This is a genomic window from Lysobacter sp. M15, from assembly GCF_022662515.1.
GTDB lineage: Bacteria > Pseudomonadota > Gammaproteobacteria > Xanthomonadales > Xanthomonadaceae > JAKPBU01.
Window position 1 is genome coordinate 291,276 of record NZ_JAKPBV010000002.1, and the last position, 19,616, is coordinate 310,891.

Below are 19,616 nucleotides of genomic sequence, written 5' to 3' on the forward strand. Positions count from 1 at the left end.
CGCGGCCCGATCGGCGGCCCGGGGCGTAAAATTCCGCCATGGACATCGTCCTCGCCAACCCCCGCGGCTTCTGTGCCGGCGTCGATCGCGCGATCGAGATCGTCAAGCGCGCCATCGATCTGCTCGGCGCGCCGATCTACGTACGCCACGAAGTGGTGCACAACCGCTTCGTGGTGGCCGAACTCAAGCACCGCGGCGCGGTGTTCGTCGACGAGCTCGACGAGGTTCCGGACGGCGCCACGGTCATCTTCAGCGCGCACGGCGTCTCGCAGGCGGTGCGGGCCGAAGCGGCGCAGCGCAAGCTGAAGGTCTTCGACGCCACCTGCCCGTTGGTGACCAAGGTCCACCTGGAGGTCGCGCGCCAATGCCGCGCGGGGCGGGACATGGTGCTGATCGGCCACGCCGGCCATCCGGAAGTGGAAGGCACCATGGGCCAGTGGCAGGCCGATGGCGACGGCCAGGATTCGCCCGGGAAGATCTACCTCGTCGAAGACATGGACGATGTGGCCACGCTCGCGCCCGGCCAGCCCGACAACATGGCGTATACAACCCAGACCACGCTTTCGGTCGACGACACTCGCGAGATCATCGCGGCGCTCAAGGCCCGCTTTCCGGCAATCCAGGGCCCGCGCAACGACGACATCTGCTACGCCACCCAGAACCGGCAGGACGCGGTGCGTGAACTGAGCAGGGAATGCGACCTGGTGCTGGTGGTCGGCTCGCCCAACAGCTCCAATTCCAACCGCCTGCGCGAACTGGCCGAGCGCGAAGGGGTAGAAGCCCACCTCATCGATGGTGCGGCCGAAATCGATCCGCGCTGGCTCCAGGGGCGGCGCCATATCGGCGTGACCGCGGGCGCCTCGGCCCCGGACGTGCTGGTGCATGGCGTGCTCGAACGACTGCACGAACTGGGCGCGCACGCGGTGCGCGAGCTCGAAGGCCAGCGCGAGGACATGGTCTTCGCCCTGCCCAGGGAGCTCCGGATCCAGCTTGTCTGAACGCCTCAGGGCGGGTTTGGTGGGCCGCGCTTTCCCGGCTAGAATGCGCCCCTCGCCGGAATAGCTCAGTTGGTAGAGCGGCGCATTCGTAATGCGTAGGTCGCAGGTTCGACTCCTGTTTCCGGCACCATTTTTCGCGAAGGTCACCGCATGGATCCTATCCCGCTCGAGGACCTCGCCCTCCTCGAAGTTCTCAAGCGCATCGACCAGGGTGCCGAGTTGACCGTGTCCGATGCGCCGATCCGGCAGCGGCTGTACGAAAGCGCGCTGGCGATGGATGTCGAGGGCGGCATGCAGCTCACCGCCGCCGGGATCGAGATGTGCAAGTCGCTGCAGCATCGCGTCGCCGCCGATGCCCAGGCTGAGAAGATCCTGCAGAAGCGCGAAGGCAGTGACCTCACCGCCTGAGGCTGGTTAGCCAGATCCGCGGCCCAGGGGTCGTCACCGAACCGGTAACCGGACTTGCCTGGCGATCGTTCGGCGCGCGATCGCGCTTGCGGATCAACCCATCAACGGTGCGAACGTGTCCAGCCGGCTGCGCAGATGGTCGGCAAGGCGCAGGCTGAGCGCAATGATGGTGAAGGTGGGATAGGCCCAGCCACCGGTCGGGAAGACCGAACTGCCTGCCACGTAAAGATTGTCGATGCCATGGACCCGACAATGGCGGTTGACGACACCATCGTGCGGATTGGCCGACATGCGAGTGGTGCCGAGGTGATGCGCCGTGCCGTGCAGAACGGGCGCGTCCGCCGGATCTTCCACCCATGGTTCCGGTACGAACCTCGCCGAGTGGACGCGGGCGAGTTCGGCGCCGAACAGTCTTGCCGCGACCCGGTGCGTCGCCCGGTCCAGGTCGGTCAATCTCCAGTCCACGCGGACCCTGCGCTGCCCCAGGGCGTCGCGGCGATCTTCCAGGCTGATCCGGCTGTCCGGGTTGGGGGCCTGTTCGAAGAAGCCCATCACCTCCACCCGCTCCCGGCGCAGATGGGAATACCCGCGACATTTGCGCAGAACCATCCTGCCCACGTCTCCGGCATGACGCGCGAGATGCAGCGCAGCCCGCACCGGCTGCACGGCTTCGTGGTCTGGCTGCGGCAGCGGCAGCGGTAGTCCGCGGTCCAGCACCGCGGCAACCTCGCGTTCGATCCGGCTGCCGATCGCGCCCTCCGCTGGCCTGCCACGCAATCGCGCGCGGAGTTCGCGCAAGGCCTGCACGCCAGGGGAGGGAGCGGCATGGACCGCAAAGGGCCGAATCCGCGACGCGAGCACCTGGTGGCGGCGTTGGGCCTCGTTGGAGAGGCACGGTTCGGCGTACTCGCCGCGAGTGGCTTTGTCGAAAGGTCGCATCACCCGGTCCAGCCGCCCTTCGGCAAGCATCCCAAGGCGGCAGCGCGGATGATCCTGGAAGTAGCGGCCGACCATGTCGTGCCGGTTGCCCAGTCCGTCGCGGGCCACTGAATCGGAAAGCAGCAGCAGCCGGGCGTTCTCGATTCCGCCGGCGGCCAGGACGTAATGGCGGGCCCGGACCGTGCCGCGCCGTCCGCCCAGCGACCCGATGCTGGCCTCGACCACGTATTCCGCACTCGGCACCGGGTGCAATTCGATCAGGTTGGCATGCAGCAGCACGCGCACGTTGGCGGCGTTCGCGAGCGGCGCCACGGTCGCGCCGCCGAACTCCACGGGGCTCTGGACGAACACACGGTTCGCGAGGTCCATGGATGCGTGCGAATGCGGGAAACTGCTGGCGCGGGTATTGAACGAGCCGTTGCTGATCCTGTGGCGATGCAGGCCGCATACGGACAGCGCACGTCGATAGTAGGGTTCAAGATCGTGGTAACCGATCGGCCAGCCGCTGTAGGGAACCCAGTCCCGCGGCTGGAAGTCGTCGGGGGTCAGGGGCAGGCAGCCACCGCCCCATAGTCGGCAACTGCCGCCGTAAGCGCGCAGCCGGCTATGCGCAGGGTGGAGGCCAGGCTCTCCCACCGATGAACCCTCCAGCAGGCGCTGCGATTCGTCTTCGCAGGTCAGGCCTCCGCTTTCGAGCAGCAATATCCGATGGCGGGTGCCTGCAAACGCGTTTGCGATGGTGATGCCGGCGGCGCCTGCGCCCACGATGCACAGGTCGGTCTCGCAGTGGAACGTGCCTGTTCCAGTCCCAAAGTCCTCGATCAACGTCTGGCTCCGTGGTCCGCTGGCGTGCATCGACCGGCACGATTCAGTTGAACGCATGCGAGCGGGCTTACCGGTCATGCGTCCCGGTCTCGCGTCGCGCGACACCGACCCGGTAAGGTGGGCTCCCCAAAGAAGCGAACTGCAAACGCAATGGCCAAGAGCAGGACCAGCTACGTCTGCAGCGAATGCGGGGCGGGATCCACCAAATGGCAGGGCCAATGCGCCGAATGCGGGGCATGGAACACGCTGGTCGAATTCGTCGTGGAATCTGTCGCCAACGGCGGCGGGCCTGCCCGGCGCGGCGGCTGGGCCGGCAAGGTCGATCCGCCGCGGGTTACCGCGCTCAAGGACGTGCAGCACAGCGAGGACGCGCGCGTATCCACGGGGATCGGCGAGTTCGATCGTGTGCTCGGCGGCGGCCTGGTCGAGGGGGCGGTGGTCCTGGTCGGCGGCGATCCGGGCATCGGCAAGTCCACCTTGCTGCTGCAGGCACTGGCGCAGATGTCGTCGGCCTCCTCGGGTCCGGCACTGAGCAGCCTGTATGTGACCGGCGAGGAATCGCTCGCGCAGGTCGCCGGTCGCGCTGCACGACTGGGTCTGCCGCTCGACGGATTGAATGCACTGGCCGAAACCGGTGTGGAACGCATCCTCGAGCAGGCAGTCGCATTGCGGCCGCGGCTGATCGTGGCCGATTCGGTCCAGACCCTGTGGACCGACCAGCTCACCGCCGCACCCGGGTCGGTCAGCCAGGTGCGCGAATCCGCCGCCCGGCTCGTGCGCTACGCCAAGGAAACCGGCGCTGCCGTGTTCCTGGTCGGCCATGTGACCAAGGAGGGAGGCATCGCCGGCCCGCGCGTGCTCGAACACATGGTCGATGCGGTGCTGTACTTCGAAGGCGATTCTGGCTCGCGTTTTCGCGTCCTGCGGGCCTTCAAGAACCGCTTCGGCGCGGTCAACGAGCTGGGCGTGTTCGCGATGGGCGACAAGGGGCTCAAGGAAGTTCCCAACCCCTCGGCGATCTTCCTGTCCGGAGGCAGCATCCAGCAGCCGGGCAGCTGCGTCATGGTCACGCGCGAAGGCACGCGCCCGCTGTTGGTGGAAGTGCAGGCGCTGGTGGATGCGTCGCCGCTGTCCAATCCGCGCCGCGTCGCGGTCGGCCTGGAAGGCAACCGCATGGCGATGCTGCTGGCGGTACTGCACAGGCATGGCGGCGTCGGGGTCGGCGACCAGGATGTGTTCGTCAACGTGGTCGGCGGGATCCGGGTGCAGGAAACCGCGGCCGATCTGCCCGTGCTGCTGGCTGTGCTGTCTTCGCTGCGCGACCGACCGCTCGCGGACAAGACCATCGCTTTCGGTGAGGTCGGGTTGTCCGGGGAAATCCGCCCGGTCCCCAACGGCGAGGAGCGGCTCAAGGAAGCCGCCACCCACGGGTTCAAGCGCGCGATCGTGGCCAAGGCCAATGCGCCGAAGGCGGGCAGCTACAAGGGGATGCAGGTGGTGCCGGTCGAGCGCCTCGCCGACGCGCTCGAGGCCGCCGGTTGAGGGCTGGCTTGGGGTTCAATGCGCATCGGCCGCAGCGCCGACTCGCCGGGAACGCGGCGACCTCAGCCCCGTTGCAGAACCAGCTCCAGAGCGAACTGACTGCCGAAAAACGCCAGGCCCAGCAGGGCCATGGCCACGAGCGTCCAGCGCACCGCAATCGCACCACGCCAGCCATAGCGTCTGCGGCCGACCAGCAGCGCGCCGAAGGCCAGCCATGACAGCACGCTGAGGACGGTCTTGTGCACCAGATGCTGTGCGAACAGATCCTCCACGAACAACACGCCGGTGAGCAGGGTTGCGCTGAGCAGGACGAAACCGACGGTGATGCTGCGGAACAGCAGCGATTCGAGTTCGGTGAGCGGCGGCAGGGCGCGCAGCCAGCCATGGAACTTGCGCCGGCGCAGCGCGCGTTCCTGCAGCCACAGCATCAGCGCCAGCAGCGCCGCGATCGCCAGGGTTGAATAGGCCAACAGCGCGCACCAGGCGTGCAGTTGCAGCCGCCAGTCATGCGGCTCGGGCGGCTTGTGCCCGACCATGGCATAACCGGCCAGCATGATCGCCGCCAGCGGAAAGACCACCACACCTAGCGCGCGCATGCGGCCGGTTGCTCCGAACAACGCGGTGAGCGTGGCCATGCCCAGGCCCACCAGCGACAGTGCGGCGAAGAAGTGCATGTCCGCTCCGCCCGCGGCCCGCCAGGCGAGTAGGTGATAGCCGCCATGCGCTGCAACGGCGGCGATGGCCGGCCATAACCAGAGTGCCGACATCGACTGATCGTCATCCCTCGACACGGCCCGCACCAGCAGGGCGGTGGCCGACAGGTAGGCGAAGACGGCGATGAGAACGATTGTCATCGGAGGAGTTTGGCACGAATGGGCCACCGGGCGTGGCTGATACTGCCGCGGGACGGCCCTCATCCTTCGCGCGAATATCCCGAGACCTCGCTGTGCCGGGCTGCGCAGGGCGAGCGTCGACGCAGGCGGGACCTATAATTCGCGCCAGTTCCTTCCGCATCTGCAAGGCCCTCAGCATGTTCGAATCCCTTACCCAGCGCCTCTCGGGCACCCTCAACCGCCTGCGCGGACGCGGCCGTCTGACCGAGGAGAACATCCGTGAGGCCACCCGCGAGGTGCGCATCGCGCTGCTCGAAGCCGACGTGGCCCTGCCGGTCGTGCAGGCGCTGGTCGAACGGGTCAAGGTGCGCGCGGTCGGACAGGAAGTCCTGAAATCGCTCACCCCGGGCCAGGCGCTGATCAAGGTCGTTCGCGACGAGCTGGCCACCGTGATGGGCGCCTCCGCCAGCGAACTCAACCTCAACGTCCCGGCTCCGGCGGTGATCCTGATGGCCGGCCTGCAGGGTGCGGGCAAGACCACCACGGTCGGCAAGCTCGCCAAGCACCTGAAGGAGAAGCGCAAGAAGAAGGTGATGGTGGTATCGGCCGACGTCTACCGTCCTGCCGCCATCGAGCAGCTGAAAACGCTGGCGCAACAGGTGGACGTGGGTTTCTTCCCCTCCGACCCATCGCAGAAGCCGGAGGCCATCGTGCGCGCGGCCATCGACGATGCGCGCAAGTCCTTCGCTGACGTGCTGATCGTCGATACCGCCGGCCGCCTTGCGGTGGACGCGGCGATGATGGCCGAGATCAAGGCCTTGCACGCGGCGATCCATCCTGTCGAAACCCTATTCGTGGTCGACGCGATGACCGGTCAGGACGCGGCCAACACCGCGAAGGCGTTCGGTGAGGCGCTCCCGCTGACCGGCGTGGTCCTGACCAAGACCGATGGCGACGCGCGCGGCGGCGCAGCGCTCAGCGTGCGCTACATCACCGGCAAGCCGATCAAGTTCGTCGGTACCGGGGAAAAGGCCGACGGCCTGGACGTGTTCCATCCCGATCGCGCCGCTGGCCGGATCCTCGACATGGGCGACGTGCTCAGCCTGGTCGAGCAGGTGGAGCAGCAGGTCGACAAGGACAAGATGGCCAAGCTGGCCGACAAGGTGGTGAAGGGCAAGCGTTTCGACCTCAACGACCTCAAGGAGCAGCTGGAACAGATGCAGAGCATGGGCGGCCTGTCCGGACTGATGGACAAACTGCCCGGTATGGGCCAGATCCCCGATTCGGTGAAGAGCCAGGTCACCGGCAAGGAGATCCCGCGCCAAATCGCGCTGATCAACTCGATGACCAAGAAGGAGCGGCGCAATCCCGCCCTGCTCAACGGCTCGCGCCGCGCCCGCATCGCCAAGGGCGCGGGGATGACGCCTGCCGACGTCAACAAGCTGATGAAGCAGTACCAGCAGATGGAAAAGATGATGGGCAAGCTGGGCCGTGGCGGCATGAAGGGGATGATGCGCAACCTGGGCGGAATGATGGGCGGGCGGGGACGGCCGTTCCCGTGATCGCGCGGACTCGACTCAGGATCGGGTGATGCGCAGCCGGCACGCCGAGCGCCATCGCAACGAACACGCCGGCTGGCTGCGCGCCGCCGTGCTCCGCGCCAACGACGGTATCGTCTCGACCGCGAGCCTGATGGTCGGCATCGCTGCGGCCAACGCCGGCCATCACCAGGTGCTGCTGGCCGGTCTTGCGGGGCTGGTGGGCGGGGCGATGTCCATGGCCGCAGGCGAATACGTGTCCGTGAGCTCGCAGGCCGACGTTGAAGCGGCGGACCTGGCCAAGGAAAAAGGCGAACTCGAGAATTTCGCCGAAGCCGAGCATCAGGAACTCGCAGCCATTTATGTCAAGCGCGGGCTCGACCCGGCGCTGGCCGACCAGGTCGCCACCCAGCTCAGCGAACACGATGCGCTGGCCGCGCACGCCCGCGACGAGCTCGGGATCACCGAGACCCTGCGTGCCCGGCCTGTACAGGCGGCGCTCGCTTCCGCGGGGGCGTTCGCGCTCGGGGCCATGCTTCCCATCACGGTGGTCCTGCTGGCGCCGCGGGACCATGCCGGCCCGTGGGTCACCGGATTTTCGCTGGTCTGCCTCGCAATCCTGGGTGGCGTCGCGGCCAAGGTGGGGGGCGCGCCAGTCGCGCGCGGCGCGCTACGCGTGAGCGTATGGAGCGCGCTGGCGATGGCCTTCACCGCGGCCCTGGGGCACTGGTTCGGGGGCGTGGTCGCCGGCTGACAGGCAAGCCTGGTGTCGCTTGCGAATGCGGGACCGGGTTTCGCGGCTCCTGCCAATGCTCTAGAATGGCCGGCTTACCCTGCCACCCTGGCAGCTGGGCTATACCGAGAACAGCAATGGTCAAGATCCGCCTCACCCGTGGCGGCGCGAAGAAGCGTCCGTTCTACCACATCATCGTCACCGACAGCCGCAGCGCCCGCGACGGCCGCAACATCGAGCGCGTCGGCTTCTACAACCCGGTGGCTTCGGGCCAGGAAAAGCGCGTCGAGCTCAATGTCGAGCGCGTGCAGCACTGGCTGGGTCACGGCGCCCAGATGACCGACAAGGTTGCCGATCTGTACAAGCAGGCCGCCAAGGCCGCACCCGCCGCCTGATCCGCCGGCTGCGCGACGCGCGGCCGCAGCTGGACGCATGCAAACCGCCACGCGCCCCTCCGGTGACAGGCTCGTCCTCATCGGCAGGATCCACGGCGCGTTCGGCGTGCGCGGCGAAGTGAAGCTCGAATCCTTCACCGATCCGAAATCGTCCGTGCTCCGCTACCAGCCGTGGACGCTGCGCGACGCGCACGGACGCGAGCGTGAACTCAGTGGCGCGCGTGGGCGCGAAACGGCCAAGGGCATCGTCGCCACGCTGCCGGACGTGGCCGACCGCGACGCCGCCGAGGCCCTGCGCGGCACCGAGGTCTGGGTGCCGCGTTCGACGCTGCCGGCTGCCAAGGAAGGCGAGTACTACTGGGTCGACCTGGAAGGCCTGCGCGTGCGGAATGCGGAAGGGGTCGACTTCGGGACCGTATCCCATCTGTTCTCCACCGGAGCCAACGACGTGCTGGTGGTGCAGGGCGAACGCGAGCGCATGCTGCCCTTTGTGCAGCCCGATGTGATCCGGCAGGTCGATTTCGAAACCGGCGTCATCACGGTGGACTGGGACGCGGATTTCTAGCCGCTCCTACCAGTCGCACCTACACTGGCTGATGGAATTCCGATGCGTATCGACCTGATCAGCCTGTTCCCCGAATTCGTCGCCCAGATCGCCGGCCACGGCGTGGTCGGGCGGGCGGGCGAGCGCGGACTGCTGTCGATCCATGGCTGGAACCCGCGCGATTACGCCGAAGGCAACTACCGTCGGGTCGACGACCGTCCCTTCGGCGGCGGCCCGGGCATGGTGATGCTGATCGATCCGCTGCAGGCGGCCATCACCGCCGCGCGCGCGGCAGATCCCGCACCGGCCAGGGTGATCTATCTCAGCCCCCAGGGCGAACGTTTCGACCAGGCGAAGGCGCGCGAGCTGGCCACACGCAGCCGCGTGATCCTGCTCTGCGGACGGTACGAGGGGGTGGACGAGCGCCTGATCCAGGCCGAGGTCGACGAGGAGCTTTCGATCGGCGATTACGTGCTCTCCGGTGGCGAGCTGGCCGCGGCGGTAGTCATCGACGCGATCGCCCGGCTGCAGGAGGGGGCGCTGAACGACGCCGATTCCGCCCTCCAGGACAGCTTCGGACCCGGCAGTGAGGAAGGCCCCATCTTGCTGGACTGTCCGCATTACACCCGGCCGGTGGAACACCCCCTGGGCCCGGTGCCTGAAGTACTGCTGTCGGGGAACCACGCCGAGATCGCCCGCTGGCGGCGGATGCAGGCCCTGGGCCGCACCTGGCTGCGGCGGCCGGACCTGCTCGACGAGGTGGTCTTGTCCGAGTCGGACCAGGCGCTGCTGGATGAATTCTGGAAGTCCCGGTCCTGACCGGCCCGGCGTCCGCTAACCCCATGGCATCACAGGGATTTTTGTCGCTATAATGCGCGGCTTCGTTCCACCAAGGCCATGACGCGGGTCCGCGTGCACTCGCGCATACAACTAAGCTCTGAACAGAGCGTCCAACAGGCAGCCCGCTCGGGCACAGCTCCAAGGCGATTCCCATGAACAAGCTCATCCAGCAATTCGAAGCCGACCAGGCGCAGCGCCAGCTGCCGGAATTCGGTCCGGGCGATACCGTCATCGTCAACGTCAAGGTCAAGGAAGGCAACCGCGAGCGCGTGCAGGCCTACGAAGGCGTGGTCATCGCCAAGAAGAACGCCGGCCTCAACTCCGCCTTCACCGTGCGCAAGATCTCGCATGGCTACGGCGTCGAGCGCGTGTTCCAGAGTTACAGCGCCGCGATCGAATCGGTCAAGGTCAAGCGCCGCGGCGACGTGCGTGCGGGCAAGCTGTACTACCTGCGCGGGCTGGAAGGCAAGAAGGCGCGCATCAAGGAAGACCTGGCGGGCAATGCCAAGGCCAAGAATGCTGCGGCTGCCGCCGCTGCTGCAGCCGAAGCCGCCGAGTAAGACCCGCGCCTTCAGGCGATGCCTGGAACGGCCACCGCAAGGTGGCCGTTCGCGTTTATGAGTTCGACTGGCCGGGACCTGGCAGCGCGTGCTTTGGCGGAAGCGCCGCACCGGTTCGCTGCGGCCGACATGCACGACTGCACGCTGCCGGACCCGTCCGCAACGCTGGTTAGAATGTCCCCAGCATGGAATCCGCAACCGACAACGCTGCTGCCGGCACCCGCATCGATGTCTGGCTCTGGGCGGCGCGCTTTTTCAGGACGCGCAGCCTGGCCAAGCTGGCGGTTGAATCAGGCAAGGTCGAGGTCGGCGGCCAACGCGCCAAGCCCTCGCGCCTGGTGCGGGTGGGAGATCGCCTGTTCATACGGCGGGGCGAGGAGGTGTTCGAGATCATCGTCCGTGCACTCTCCGGCATGCGCGGACCGGCTTCGGTCGCGCAGGGGCTCTATGAGGAAGGCGAGGCCTCGCGAGAGCGACGCGAGGCCGAACGTGCGACCCGCGCAGCCGCGCGCGCAGGTTATCGCGCACCCGAGACCAAACCCGACAAGCGCGCCCGCCGCCTGATCCGCGCGCTCGGCGATATCGACACGCTGTAGCCGGAAACAGGAACGCCGGCTTGCGCCGGCGTTCCGTCGTCAGGCGCCGTGTCGGCGCCCGCGTTCTTGCCGCTACGCTGCGAGATCGAACCGGTCCAGATCCATCACCTTGCTCCAGGCCGCGGCGAAGTCCCTGACGAACTTCTCCTGCGCATCCGCGCTTGCATAGACCTCGGCCAGCGCACGCAACACGGAGTTGGCGCCGAATGCCAAGTCCACGCGGCTGCCTGTCCACTTCGACGCTCCCGACTTGCGGTCGCGGCCTTCGAATGCGTCGCGCGCATTCGAGGTCGCCTTCCATTCCGTGCCCATGTCGAGCAGGTTCACGAAGAAGTCATTGCTCAGCACGCCGGGGCGGTCGGTCAGCACGCCGTGCTTCGAACCGCCATGGTTGGCGCCGAGGGCGCGCAGGCCGCCGACCAGGACCGTCATCTCCGGCGCGGTGAGCGTGAGCAGCTGCGCCCGGTCGATCAGTAGGTGCTCGGCCGGTACCACGGAACGGCCCTTGATGTAATTGCGGAACCCGTCGGCGAACGGCTCGAGCGGGGCGAACGAATCGACGTCGGTCTGCTCCTGCGACGCATCGGTCCGGCCCGGATGGAAGGGCACCGCGACTTCGACGCCGGCGTCCTTTGCGGCCTTCTCGACGGCAGCCACGCCGCCGAGCACGATCAGGTCGGCCAGCGAAACCTTCTTGCCGCCGGCAGCCGCGCCGTTGAAATCGGCCTGGATGCCTTCGAGCGCCTTGAGCACCTTGCCCAGCTGCGCCGGCTGGTTGACCGCCCAGTCCTTTTGCGGGGCGAGGCGGATGCGCGCGCCGTTGGCGCCGCCGCGCTTGTCACCGCCGCGGAAGGTGGCCGCCGACGCCCATGCCGTGGATACCAGTTCGGCGACCGACAGCCCCGAGCCGAGAATCTTCGCCTTGAGCGCAGCGATATCGTTCGCATCGACCAGCGGATGGTCGACCTTCGGCACCGGGTCCTGCCAGATCAGCTCCTCTTCCGGAACCTCAGGGCCCAGATAGCGGGCGCGTGGGCCCATGTCGCGGTGGGTGAGCTTGAACCAGGCGCGGGCGAACGCATCGGCGAACTGGTCCGGGTTCTCCAGGAACCGGCGCGAGATCTTTTCGTACACAGGATCGAAGCGCAGCGACAGGTCGGTGGTCAGCATCGTCGGCACGCGCTTCTTCGACGAATCGTGCGCGTCCGGGATGAGGGCCGGTGCGTTCTTGGCGACCCATTGGTGCGCGCCGGCCGGACTCTTCGACAATTCCCATTCGAAGCCGAACAAGTGCTCGAAGAAGTCGTTGCTGAACCTGGTCGGAGTTTTGGTCCAGGTGACCTCGAGACCGCTGGTGATCGTGTCGGGACCCTTGCCCGAACCGAAACGGTTATGCCAGCCGAACCCCTGCGCTTCCAGCTCGGCGGCTTCCGGTTCCTCGCCGACATTGTCCGCCGGACCGGCCCCATGGGTCTTGCCGAAGCTGTGCCCGCCGGCGATCAGCGCGACCGTCTCCTCGTCGTTCATGGCCATGCGCCCGAAGGTGTCGCGGATGTCCTTCGCGGCGAGCAGTGGATCCGGGTTGCCGTCCGGGCCCTCCGGATTGACGTAGATCAGGCCCATCTGCACTGCGGCGAGCGGGTTTTCGAGATTGCGGGTATGCACGTCGCCGTCGGCATCGTCGTCGGAGACCAGCACGCCGTGGTCGCCCGGCTTCTCGACGCCTTCCGAGCCGTGGGCATAGCGCACGTCGCCGCCCAGCCAGGTATTTTCCCGACCCCAGTAGACATCCTCGTCGGGTTCCCAGGTGTCCGGCCGCCCGCCGGCGAAACCGAAGGTCTTGAAGCCCATCGTTTCCAGCGCGACGTTGCCGGCCAGGATCATCAGGTCGGCCCAGGAAATGCTGCGGCCGTACTTCTGCTTGATCGGCCACAGCAGCCGGCGAGCCTTGTCCAGGCTGACGTTGTCCGGCCAGCTGTTGAGCGGGGCGAAGCGCTGCTGGCCGCGCCCGCCGCCGCCACGCCCGTCGCCGATGCGGTAGGTCCCGGCGCTATGCCAGGCCATGCGGATCATCAGCCCGCCGTAGTGGCCGAAGTCCGCGGGCCACCAGTCCTGCGAATCGGTCATCAGCGCGGCGAGATCCTGTTTCAGCGCGGCGTAATCGAGCTTCTGGAATTCCTTTGCGTAATCGAAATCCGCGCCCATGGGATCGGACTTGGACGAATGCTGGGACAGCAGGTCGACACGCAGCTGGTTCGGCCACCAGTCGATGTTCTGCTGTCCTCCGCCCGCGGTCTGGTGGAACGGACACTTGGCCTCGTTGGACATGGCATTTCTCCCTTGGTGGTGTCGTGGAACGCAGGTTCGATCGAACCTGCGTGCGGCATGTCGAAGACAAGCCGGGCTGCCGGATGTGCCGGGTGCTCAGCTGCAACGAGGCTACGACCGTCCCGGTGCAAAGGAAAATTGAATGATTCGACAGATCCGATAGGTGATTGCTATTGCAAGCCCGTAGTGTTGCGGCTGTCCGGCCGACGTCGCGTCTGCGGCCGGGAGGCGCGCCGATTCAAACCCTCCGCGGGCCGCCGAGAATTGAACCCCCGATCTTCAGCAGGTCGCTGAAATCGGTGTCACCGTCGCCATCGCGGTCCAGCACCTGGCCGAGCACGCTGCCGAGCGGTCCACCTTGCTGTTCGACCGTGCGTGTCTCCTGCTCGAGGATCTCGCCGAGCACGCCGGGAGAGGGCGCCTGCGCCGGTGGCTGGTGGGCCGAGCCTTGCGGCAACGATGCACCGCCGGCCGACACCTGCCGGTTCTCGAACATGCGCTTGGCCAGATAGGCCAGCACGATCGGGGCGAGCCAGCGCAGCAGCAGATTGGCCTTGTCCTGGCCGATGCCGGTGCTCTGGCCGACGGCCTGCTCGGCGCGCGGCTGGCGGCCGCCGAAGATGTGGCCGAGGATGCCGGCGCCATCGGTCTGCCGGCTGTGGTCGCCGCCGAGCACCGCGCCGAGCAACTGGCCCAGGCCGCCAGCGCCGGCGTGATCGTTCTGCAGCGCACCGAACAGCGCCTGCGCGCCCCCGGGCTGGCTGGCATTGCGGCCGAGCGCGCCGATCAGCAGTGGCAATGCGGCGGTCACCGCGGTCTGTGCGGTGGCCGGATCCACGCCCAGCTGCTGCGCGATCTGCTGTACCGGCCCACCCTGCAGCTGCGAGGCAAGATCCTGGGTCATCGAAGTGGTCATGGCCGGTCCGTCCGGTAAGGGGAAGCCACGCTACGGCCGAACGCGTTAGTGCCCGGTTATTGCAGGGCCTTGAGCCGGTACAGGGCTTCGAGCGCCTGCTTCGGCGTCAGTTCGTCCGGATCCAGTGTTGCCAGGGCCTCGAGCGCGGCGGATGCAGGCGCGAACAATCCGATCTGCTGTGGCGCGTCGAGCGCCTGCGCGGTAAGCGGGGAGGAGGGCGCATCACGTCGCGCCTCGAGTTCGGCGAGCCTGGCGCGCGCCTGGCGTACCACGGATTTCGGCAGCCCGGCCAGCGCCGCGACCTGCAGGCCGAAGCTGCGATCGGCCGGCCCGTCCTTCACCGCATGCATGAACACCAGACTCTCGCCTGCGACCGGGTCGTGGTGTTCGACCGCATCCAGGTGCACGTTGGCAATGCCGCTGCCCGGTTCGGCCAGCGCGGTCAATTCGAAGTAGTGCGTGGCGAACAGGGTGTAGCTCCGGTTCACCGCTGCCAGGTGGCGCGCACAGGCATCGGCGAGCGCCAGGCCATCGTAGGTCGATGTGCCGCGGCCGATCTCGTCCATCAGCACCAGCGACTGGTCGGTGGCGTGATGCAGGATGTAGGAGGTTTCCGCCATTTCCACCATGAAGGTGGATTGTCCGCGCGCCAGGTCGTCGCCGGCACCGATGCGGGTGAGGATGCGGTCGATCGGTCCGATCTCGGCGCGCGCGGCCGGGACGAAACTGCCGATATGCGCGAGCAGCACGATCAGCGCGTTCTGGCGCATGTACGTGCTCTTGCCGCCCATGTTGGGGCCGGTGATCACCAGCATGCGCAGGCCGCCATGGTCCGGCGCGCAGTCGAGCACCAGGTCGTTGGGAGTGAACGGCTCGTCGCGCACGGCTTCGACGACAGGGTGGCGCCCGCCTTCGATGTGCATCCCCGGACCCTCGGACAGTACCGGCTGGTTCCAGTCGAGCGCCTGTGCGCGTTCGGCGAAACAGGCGAGGGCATCGAGTTCGCTCAATGCCGCCGCGCAATGCTTGAGCGGTTCCAGGTTCTCGTTGAGCGTGTCGAGTAGGCTTTCGTAGAGCAATTTTTCCCGCGCGAGCGCGCGTTCGCGTGAGGACAGCACCTTGTCCTCGAAGATCTTCAGTTCTTCGGTGATGTAGCGCTCGGCTCCGGTCAGGGTCTGTCGCCGGGTGTAATGCGCCGGCGCTCGCTCGCTCTGGCCTTTGCTGATCTCGATGTAATAGCCGTGGACGCGGTTGTAACCCACTTTGAGCGTGGGGATTCCGGTGGCGGCTTTCTCGCGTGCTTCCAGGTCGACCAGGAATCGATCCGCGTTGCTCGACAGCTGGCGCAGTTCGTCGAGTTCGGCATCGAAACCCTCCGCGAAGACGCCCCCATCGCGTGCCAGGACGGGTGGCTGCGCGACAAGCGCACGGGTCAGGCGCGCGGCATGTCCCGCATGTTCGCCAAGGGCATCGTGCAGCGCCTGCAGGCGCGGTGAATCCAGCGGCGCCAGCAGCTTGCGCACTTCCGGCACCAGGTTCAGGCCATCGCGCAGCGTGGACAGGTCGCGCGGACGTGCGCTGCGCAGGGCGATGCGGGAGAGGATGCGCTCCAGATCGCCGAGCGCGCGGAACGCGTCGCGCACTGCGGCGTCGGCGCGACTCTCGATCAGGGTCGCCACGGCCTGGTGCCGTTCGCGCACGACCTGGCGGTCGCGCAGCGGCCGATGCAGCCAGCGACGGAGCAGGCGCCCGCCCATCGGCGTCACCGTCGTGTCGAGCACGCCAAGCAGGGTGGTCTTCGTATCGCCATCGATGCGCGTATCCAGTTCCAGGTGCCGGCGGGTGGCGGCATTCATCGCGATGGCGCCGTCGCTGGCTTCCACGGCGATCGTGGTCAGATGCGGGAGGCGCTGCTTCTGGGTCTCCTCGACATAGCCGAGCAGGGCGCCCGCGGCGGCGACGGCCAGGCGTCCCTTGCACGCCAGGCCTTCGTCGATACCGAACCCGGAAAGATCGTGCAGGGCGAAGAACCGCAGCAGCTGGCGGCGTCCGCCATCGGCATCGAACAGCCACGGCGCGCGCCGGCGCAGGCCGCCGCGCTCGAGCACGAAGCCCGGCCAGCCGTCCTCGTCCGGCACAAGCAGTTCGGCTGGCTGCAGGCGCGCAAGTTCGGCCTCAAGCGCATCGTCGCTGGCAACTTCGTTGACCAGGAAGCGACCCGCGGCCAGATCCGCCCACGCCAGCCCATAGCCGACGCCTCCCCGCGACGCGCCGCCGCGCGCGAGCGCCAGCAGCAGCGTGTCGCGCCGCTCCGGCAGCAAGGCCTCGTCGGTCACGGTGCCGGGGGTAACGATGCGTACGACCTTGCGTTCGACCAAGCCCTTGGCCAGCGCGGGATCGCCGATCTGCTCGCAGATCGCCACCGACTCGCCCAGCGCCACCAGTCTTGCCAGATAGCCTTCGTAGGCATGCACCGGCACGCCGGCCATCGGGATCGGCTGTCCGGCGGAGCTCCCGCGCTGGGTCAGGGTGATGTCAAGCAGCCGCGCCGCCTTGCGGGCATCGTCGTAGAACAGCTCGTAGAAATCGCCCATGCGGAACAACAGCAGGATGTCCGGATGCTCCGCCTTGGCGGCGAAGAACTGCTTCATCAACGGCGTGTGTTCGGCGGACATCTGCGCAGGGAGCGGGCGTGGCCCGATAGTGTGCCCCAAGCCATGCCCATGCCGGCTGCCCTGGCTTGTGCTAGCGTGCCGTGCATGGCCGGGGCGTCCCCACCGATCCGGCCGCGGGGAATGCGTCGCCGATGCGACCGGGCGGACTTCGGTCCGGCCCCGTCACCGGATTTTCTCCGTTGTGTAGTCATCCGCATTGCACACATCCAAGGGGACATCGCCATGACCATCCAACCGCCGCGTGCAACGCTCGCCGTCGCCGTGCTGGCTGTTCTCGTTTCGCTGGGGCTTCCGACAGCGGCCAGCGCGCAGCAGGCGCCCGCGACTGCGACGGACCCGGATGCGGAAGAGCCGACGACGCTGTCCACCATGACCGTCACCGCGCAGAAGCGCGAAGAACAGATGCAGGACGTGCCGATCGCGGTCACGTCGATACCGCAACAGTTGATCCAGGACAACGGCATCCGCGACATCAAGGATCTGCAGGTGCTCGTGCCCGGGTTCACCGTGACCAGCACCCAGAACGAGGGCATCACCACTGCGCGGATCCGCGGGATCGGCACCGTCGGTGACAACGTCGGCCTGGAATCCTCGGTCGGCGTGGTGATCGACGGCGTCTACCGGCCGCGCAACAGCGTGGGCTTCGGCGATCTGGGCGAAGTCGAGCGGATCGAGGTGTTGAAGGGTCCGCAGGGCACCGTCTTCGGCAAGAACACCTCCGCTGGCGTGATCAACGTGATTACCAAGCGCCCCGGCTACAACCAGGAGCTCGATGGCGAAATCACGGTCGGCAATTACGGCGCCCTCGGCGTGTCGGGCGCGTACAACGACGCGCTGGGCGAGAACGCCGCCTTCAGCGTCTATGCCGCCAAGCGCAAGCGCGACGGTTGGATGGACGTGGTCACCGGCGCCGGCCCACGCACCGAGGAAGAGGACTACGACCAGAACTACCACACCCTACGCGGCAAGCTGCTGCTGGAACCCAGCGAAAACGTCGACATCCTCCTCTCTGGCGACTTCTCCAGCCGCGAGGAGAACTGTTGCACTGCCGTGCAGCTGGTCAGTGGCGGCACGGCGCCACTGATCAACATCCTCGGCGGCGGCAACGCCATCGCCATCCCCGCCGATCCGTTCGGACGCACGGCCTACAGCAACCGCAGCACCGAGCAGGACATCAAGGACAAGGGCGTTTCCGCGGAAATCAACTGGGAACTGCCGTGGTTCGGCGGTGCCACGCTGACTTCGATCACCGCGCAGCGCGACTGGGAACTGATTCACGGCATCGACTTCGACTTCACCGCCGCTGATATCCTCTATCGCAACGCCGATGAGGACGAGAATTTCAGCGGCTTCGAAAGCTTCAGCCAGGAATTCCGTCTGACCGGCTCCACCGACCGTGTCGACTGGATGGTGGGCGCGTTCTATTCGGACGAGGACATCGAGCGCAACGAGTCCTACCGCATCGGCGCCGCCTACGAGCCCTATCTGTCGACCCTGGTGCTGCAGCGCGTGGCACAGGGCGTGACCGCGCTGGGCCTGCCGTTCGACACCGCGAATCCGGCCACGTTCTTCTCGCAGGTCAGCGGCCGCCCGTTCGGCACCGGCTTCGCCGGGCTCGGTGCCCTTGACCGGCACAACCAGAACGCGAAGAGCGCGGCGATCTTCACCAACAACACCTGGCACGCGACCGAGGCGCTCGACCTGACCCTGGGCCTTCGCTACACCCGCGAAGAGAAGGAGCTGCGCTCGGTGTTCTCCAATCCCAACGGCAGCGCCTCATGCGGCGCGGTGCTGGCCAATCCTGCAGCCACGGTCGGCGGCGCGCTGGCGCAGCGCATCGCCATCTGGGCGTTCCTGCCGCCTGACGTCCAGGCCCAACTGATCGGCGCGATCGCGCCGCAGGTGGCCGGCTTCATGTGCTTGCCCTGGGCCAACGCCCTGCACAACGGCCGCATCAGCGAGCAGGAACGCGAGGAGAAGGAGTGGTCGGGCACGTTCAAGGCGGCCTATCGCTGGAACGAAAACGTGATGACCTACGCGTCGGCCGCGCGCGGCTACAAAGGCGGCGGCTTCAACCTGGACCGCGTGCAATCTTCCAACGGCCTGTCCAGCGGCGGCGCCGGCATCTTGCCGGTGAACGACACGTCGTTCCCGGGCGAGTTCGTCGACAGCTACGAACTCGGCGCCAAGACCACCTGGGCGGGTGGGAACCTGCTGCTGAACGCGACCTTGTTCCACCAGACCTACGACGACTTCCAGCTCAACAGCTTCCTCGGCACGAGTTTCGTGGTGCGCTCGATTCCGGAAGTGGTCTCGCGCGGCATCGACAGCGAAATCCTGTGGCAGCCCAACGCCATCCCCGGGTTGATGCTGCAGGGGGGCTTGATGTATGCCGATACCCAGTACGGCGACGACATCCCCGGGGCGGATTTCGTCGAGCCCACCGGCCAGCTGTACAAACTGCCGGGCGCGCAGATGAGCTTCGCGCCGAAGTGGTCGGGTTCGGCCTCGATCACCTACGAATGGGATTTCGCCAGCGACCTGGGCGCGCGCTTCAACCTGGGCGCGAAGTACATGTCGGACTACAACACCGGTTCGGACCTTGACGACGAAAAACTGCAGGACGCCTTCACCGTGGTCAATGCCCGGATCGGCCTGGGGCGGCGCGACAAGCGCTGGGCGGTGGAGCTGTGGGGCCTGAACATCTTCGATGCCGAATACGTGCAGGTCGCCTTCGACGGCCCGCTGCAGGCGGTCGGCACGCCGCAGCCCGGGGATCCGCTCAATACCTACAACGCGTTCCTCGGCGCGCCGGCCACGTACGGCATCACGTTCCGCTACAACTATCACTGAGGGCGGGCTTCGAGTTTCCGGACGAGGAAAGCGGGGCAGCAGGATCCATGCGCCGGCCGGTGACTCCAGCCGGCGGTGGTTGATCGCGAGCAG

Annotated in this window: 16 protein-coding genes and 1 tRNA gene; 12 read left to right on the forward strand and 5 right to left on the reverse strand. The window is 67.2% G+C overall.

All coding sequences use genetic code 11. The annotated features are described in order from the left end of the window. The first annotated feature begins 38 nt into the window (after window positions 1–38). The 3 genes from ispH to MC380_RS02115 all read left to right on the forward strand — a co-directional run bounded on the left by ispH (window position 39) and on the right by MC380_RS02115 (window position 1,406). On the forward strand, window positions 39–998 hold the full coding sequence (gene ispH, locus MC380_RS02105) for a 4-hydroxy-3-methylbut-2-enyl diphosphate reductase (protein ID WP_242104338.1): 960 nt from the start codon (window positions 39–41) through the stop codon (window positions 996–998). 54 nt (window positions 999–1,052) lie between these two features. Then, window positions 1,053–1,128: transfer RNA gene (locus MC380_RS02110), tRNA-Thr, on the forward strand. Window positions 1,129–1,148: 20 nt separating this feature from the next. Then, window positions 1,149–1,406: a hypothetical protein gene (locus MC380_RS02115; RefSeq protein WP_242104337.1), complete on the forward strand. Its 258-nt coding sequence runs from the start codon at window positions 1,149–1,151 to the stop codon at window positions 1,404–1,406. A gap of 93 nt (window positions 1,407–1,499) precedes the next feature. Here MC380_RS02115 and MC380_RS02120 read toward each other — a convergent pair whose 3' ends face one another. Beyond that, window positions 1,500–3,170 (reverse strand): GMC family oxidoreductase, encoded by a 1,671-nt coding sequence (locus MC380_RS02120; protein ID WP_242162741.1) that lies wholly within the window; start codon window positions 3,168–3,170, stop codon window positions 1,500–1,502. Between the two features lie 150 nt (window positions 3,171–3,320). On the opposite strand from MC380_RS02120, the gene radA reads away from it, so the two are divergent. Next, entirely contained in the window at window positions 3,321–4,712 is a 1,392-nt protein-coding gene (gene radA, locus MC380_RS02125; RefSeq protein ID WP_242162743.1) for a DNA repair protein RadA, read from the forward strand. Between the two features lie 62 nt (window positions 4,713–4,774). Here radA and ccsA read toward each other — a convergent pair whose 3' ends face one another. After that, window positions 4,775–5,566 (reverse strand): cytochrome c biogenesis protein CcsA, encoded by a 792-nt coding sequence (gene ccsA / locus MC380_RS02130; protein ID WP_242104334.1) that lies wholly within the window; start codon window positions 5,564–5,566, stop codon window positions 4,775–4,777. 176 nt (window positions 5,567–5,742) lie between these two features. Between ccsA and ffh the strand changes: the two genes are divergently transcribed. The 7 genes from ffh (at window position 5,743) to MC380_RS02165 (ending at window position 10,751) form a co-directional block, all read left to right on the forward strand. Further along, window positions 5,743–7,107, forward strand: coding sequence for a signal recognition particle protein (gene ffh, locus MC380_RS02135; protein ID WP_242104333.1), 1,365 nt, complete (start codon window positions 5,743–5,745; stop codon window positions 7,105–7,107). A gap of 28 nt (window positions 7,108–7,135) precedes the next feature. Beyond that, window positions 7,136–7,837, forward strand: coding sequence for a VIT family protein (locus tag MC380_RS02140; protein ID WP_242162745.1), 702 nt, complete (start codon window positions 7,136–7,138; stop codon window positions 7,835–7,837). Between the two features lie 116 nt (window positions 7,838–7,953). Beyond that, window positions 7,954–8,211, forward strand: coding sequence for a 30S ribosomal protein S16 (rpsP, locus tag MC380_RS02145; RefSeq protein ID WP_242104331.1), 258 nt, complete (start codon window positions 7,954–7,956; stop codon window positions 8,209–8,211). Between the two features lie 37 nt (window positions 8,212–8,248). Beyond that, window positions 8,249–8,776 carry a ribosome maturation factor RimM gene (rimM, locus tag MC380_RS02150; RefSeq protein WP_242104330.1) on the forward strand — a complete coding sequence of 176 codons (528 nt, stop codon included), beginning with the start codon at window positions 8,249–8,251 and terminating at the stop codon, window positions 8,774–8,776. A gap of 42 nt (window positions 8,777–8,818) precedes the next feature. After that, window positions 8,819–9,574, forward strand: a complete 756-nt coding sequence (gene trmD, locus MC380_RS02155) for a tRNA (guanosine(37)-N1)-methyltransferase TrmD (protein WP_242162747.1) — start codon at window positions 8,819–8,821, stop codon at window positions 9,572–9,574. Between the two features lie 173 nt (window positions 9,575–9,747). Continuing rightward, entirely contained in the window at window positions 9,748–10,155 is a 408-nt protein-coding gene (rplS, locus tag MC380_RS02160; RefSeq protein WP_242104328.1) for a 50S ribosomal protein L19, read from the forward strand. 185 nt (window positions 10,156–10,340) lie between these two features. Then, a complete protein-coding gene (locus MC380_RS02165; protein WP_242104327.1) occupies window positions 10,341–10,751 on the forward strand; it encodes an RNA-binding S4 domain-containing protein in 411 nt (136 codons plus the stop codon). Window positions 10,752–10,823: 72 nt separating this feature from the next. Here MC380_RS02165 and katG read toward each other — a convergent pair whose 3' ends face one another. The 3 genes from katG to mutS form a co-directional block, all read right to left on the reverse strand. Next, complete coding sequence (katG, locus tag MC380_RS02170) at window positions 10,824–13,079, reverse strand: catalase/peroxidase HPI (RefSeq protein WP_242162749.1); 2,256 nt, start codon at window positions 13,077–13,079, stop codon at window positions 10,824–10,826. A 238-nt stretch (window positions 13,080–13,317) separates the two neighbouring features. Next, window positions 13,318–13,995 (reverse strand): DUF937 domain-containing protein, encoded by a 678-nt coding sequence (locus MC380_RS02175; protein WP_242162752.1) that lies wholly within the window; start codon window positions 13,993–13,995, stop codon window positions 13,318–13,320. 56 nt (window positions 13,996–14,051) lie between these two features. Then, a complete protein-coding gene (gene mutS / locus MC380_RS02180) occupies window positions 14,052–16,670 on the reverse strand; it encodes a DNA mismatch repair protein MutS (protein ID WP_242162754.1) in 2,619 nt (872 codons plus the stop codon). Between the two features lie 222 nt (window positions 16,671–16,892). On the opposite strand from mutS, the gene MC380_RS02185 reads away from it, so the two are divergent. Further along, the gene (locus MC380_RS02185) at window positions 16,893–19,523 is read left to right on the forward strand and encodes a TonB-dependent receptor (protein ID WP_242162756.1); all 2,631 of its coding nucleotides are present in this window, start codon (window positions 16,893–16,895) and stop codon (window positions 19,521–19,523) included. Window positions 19,524–19,616 lie beyond the last annotated feature (93 nt).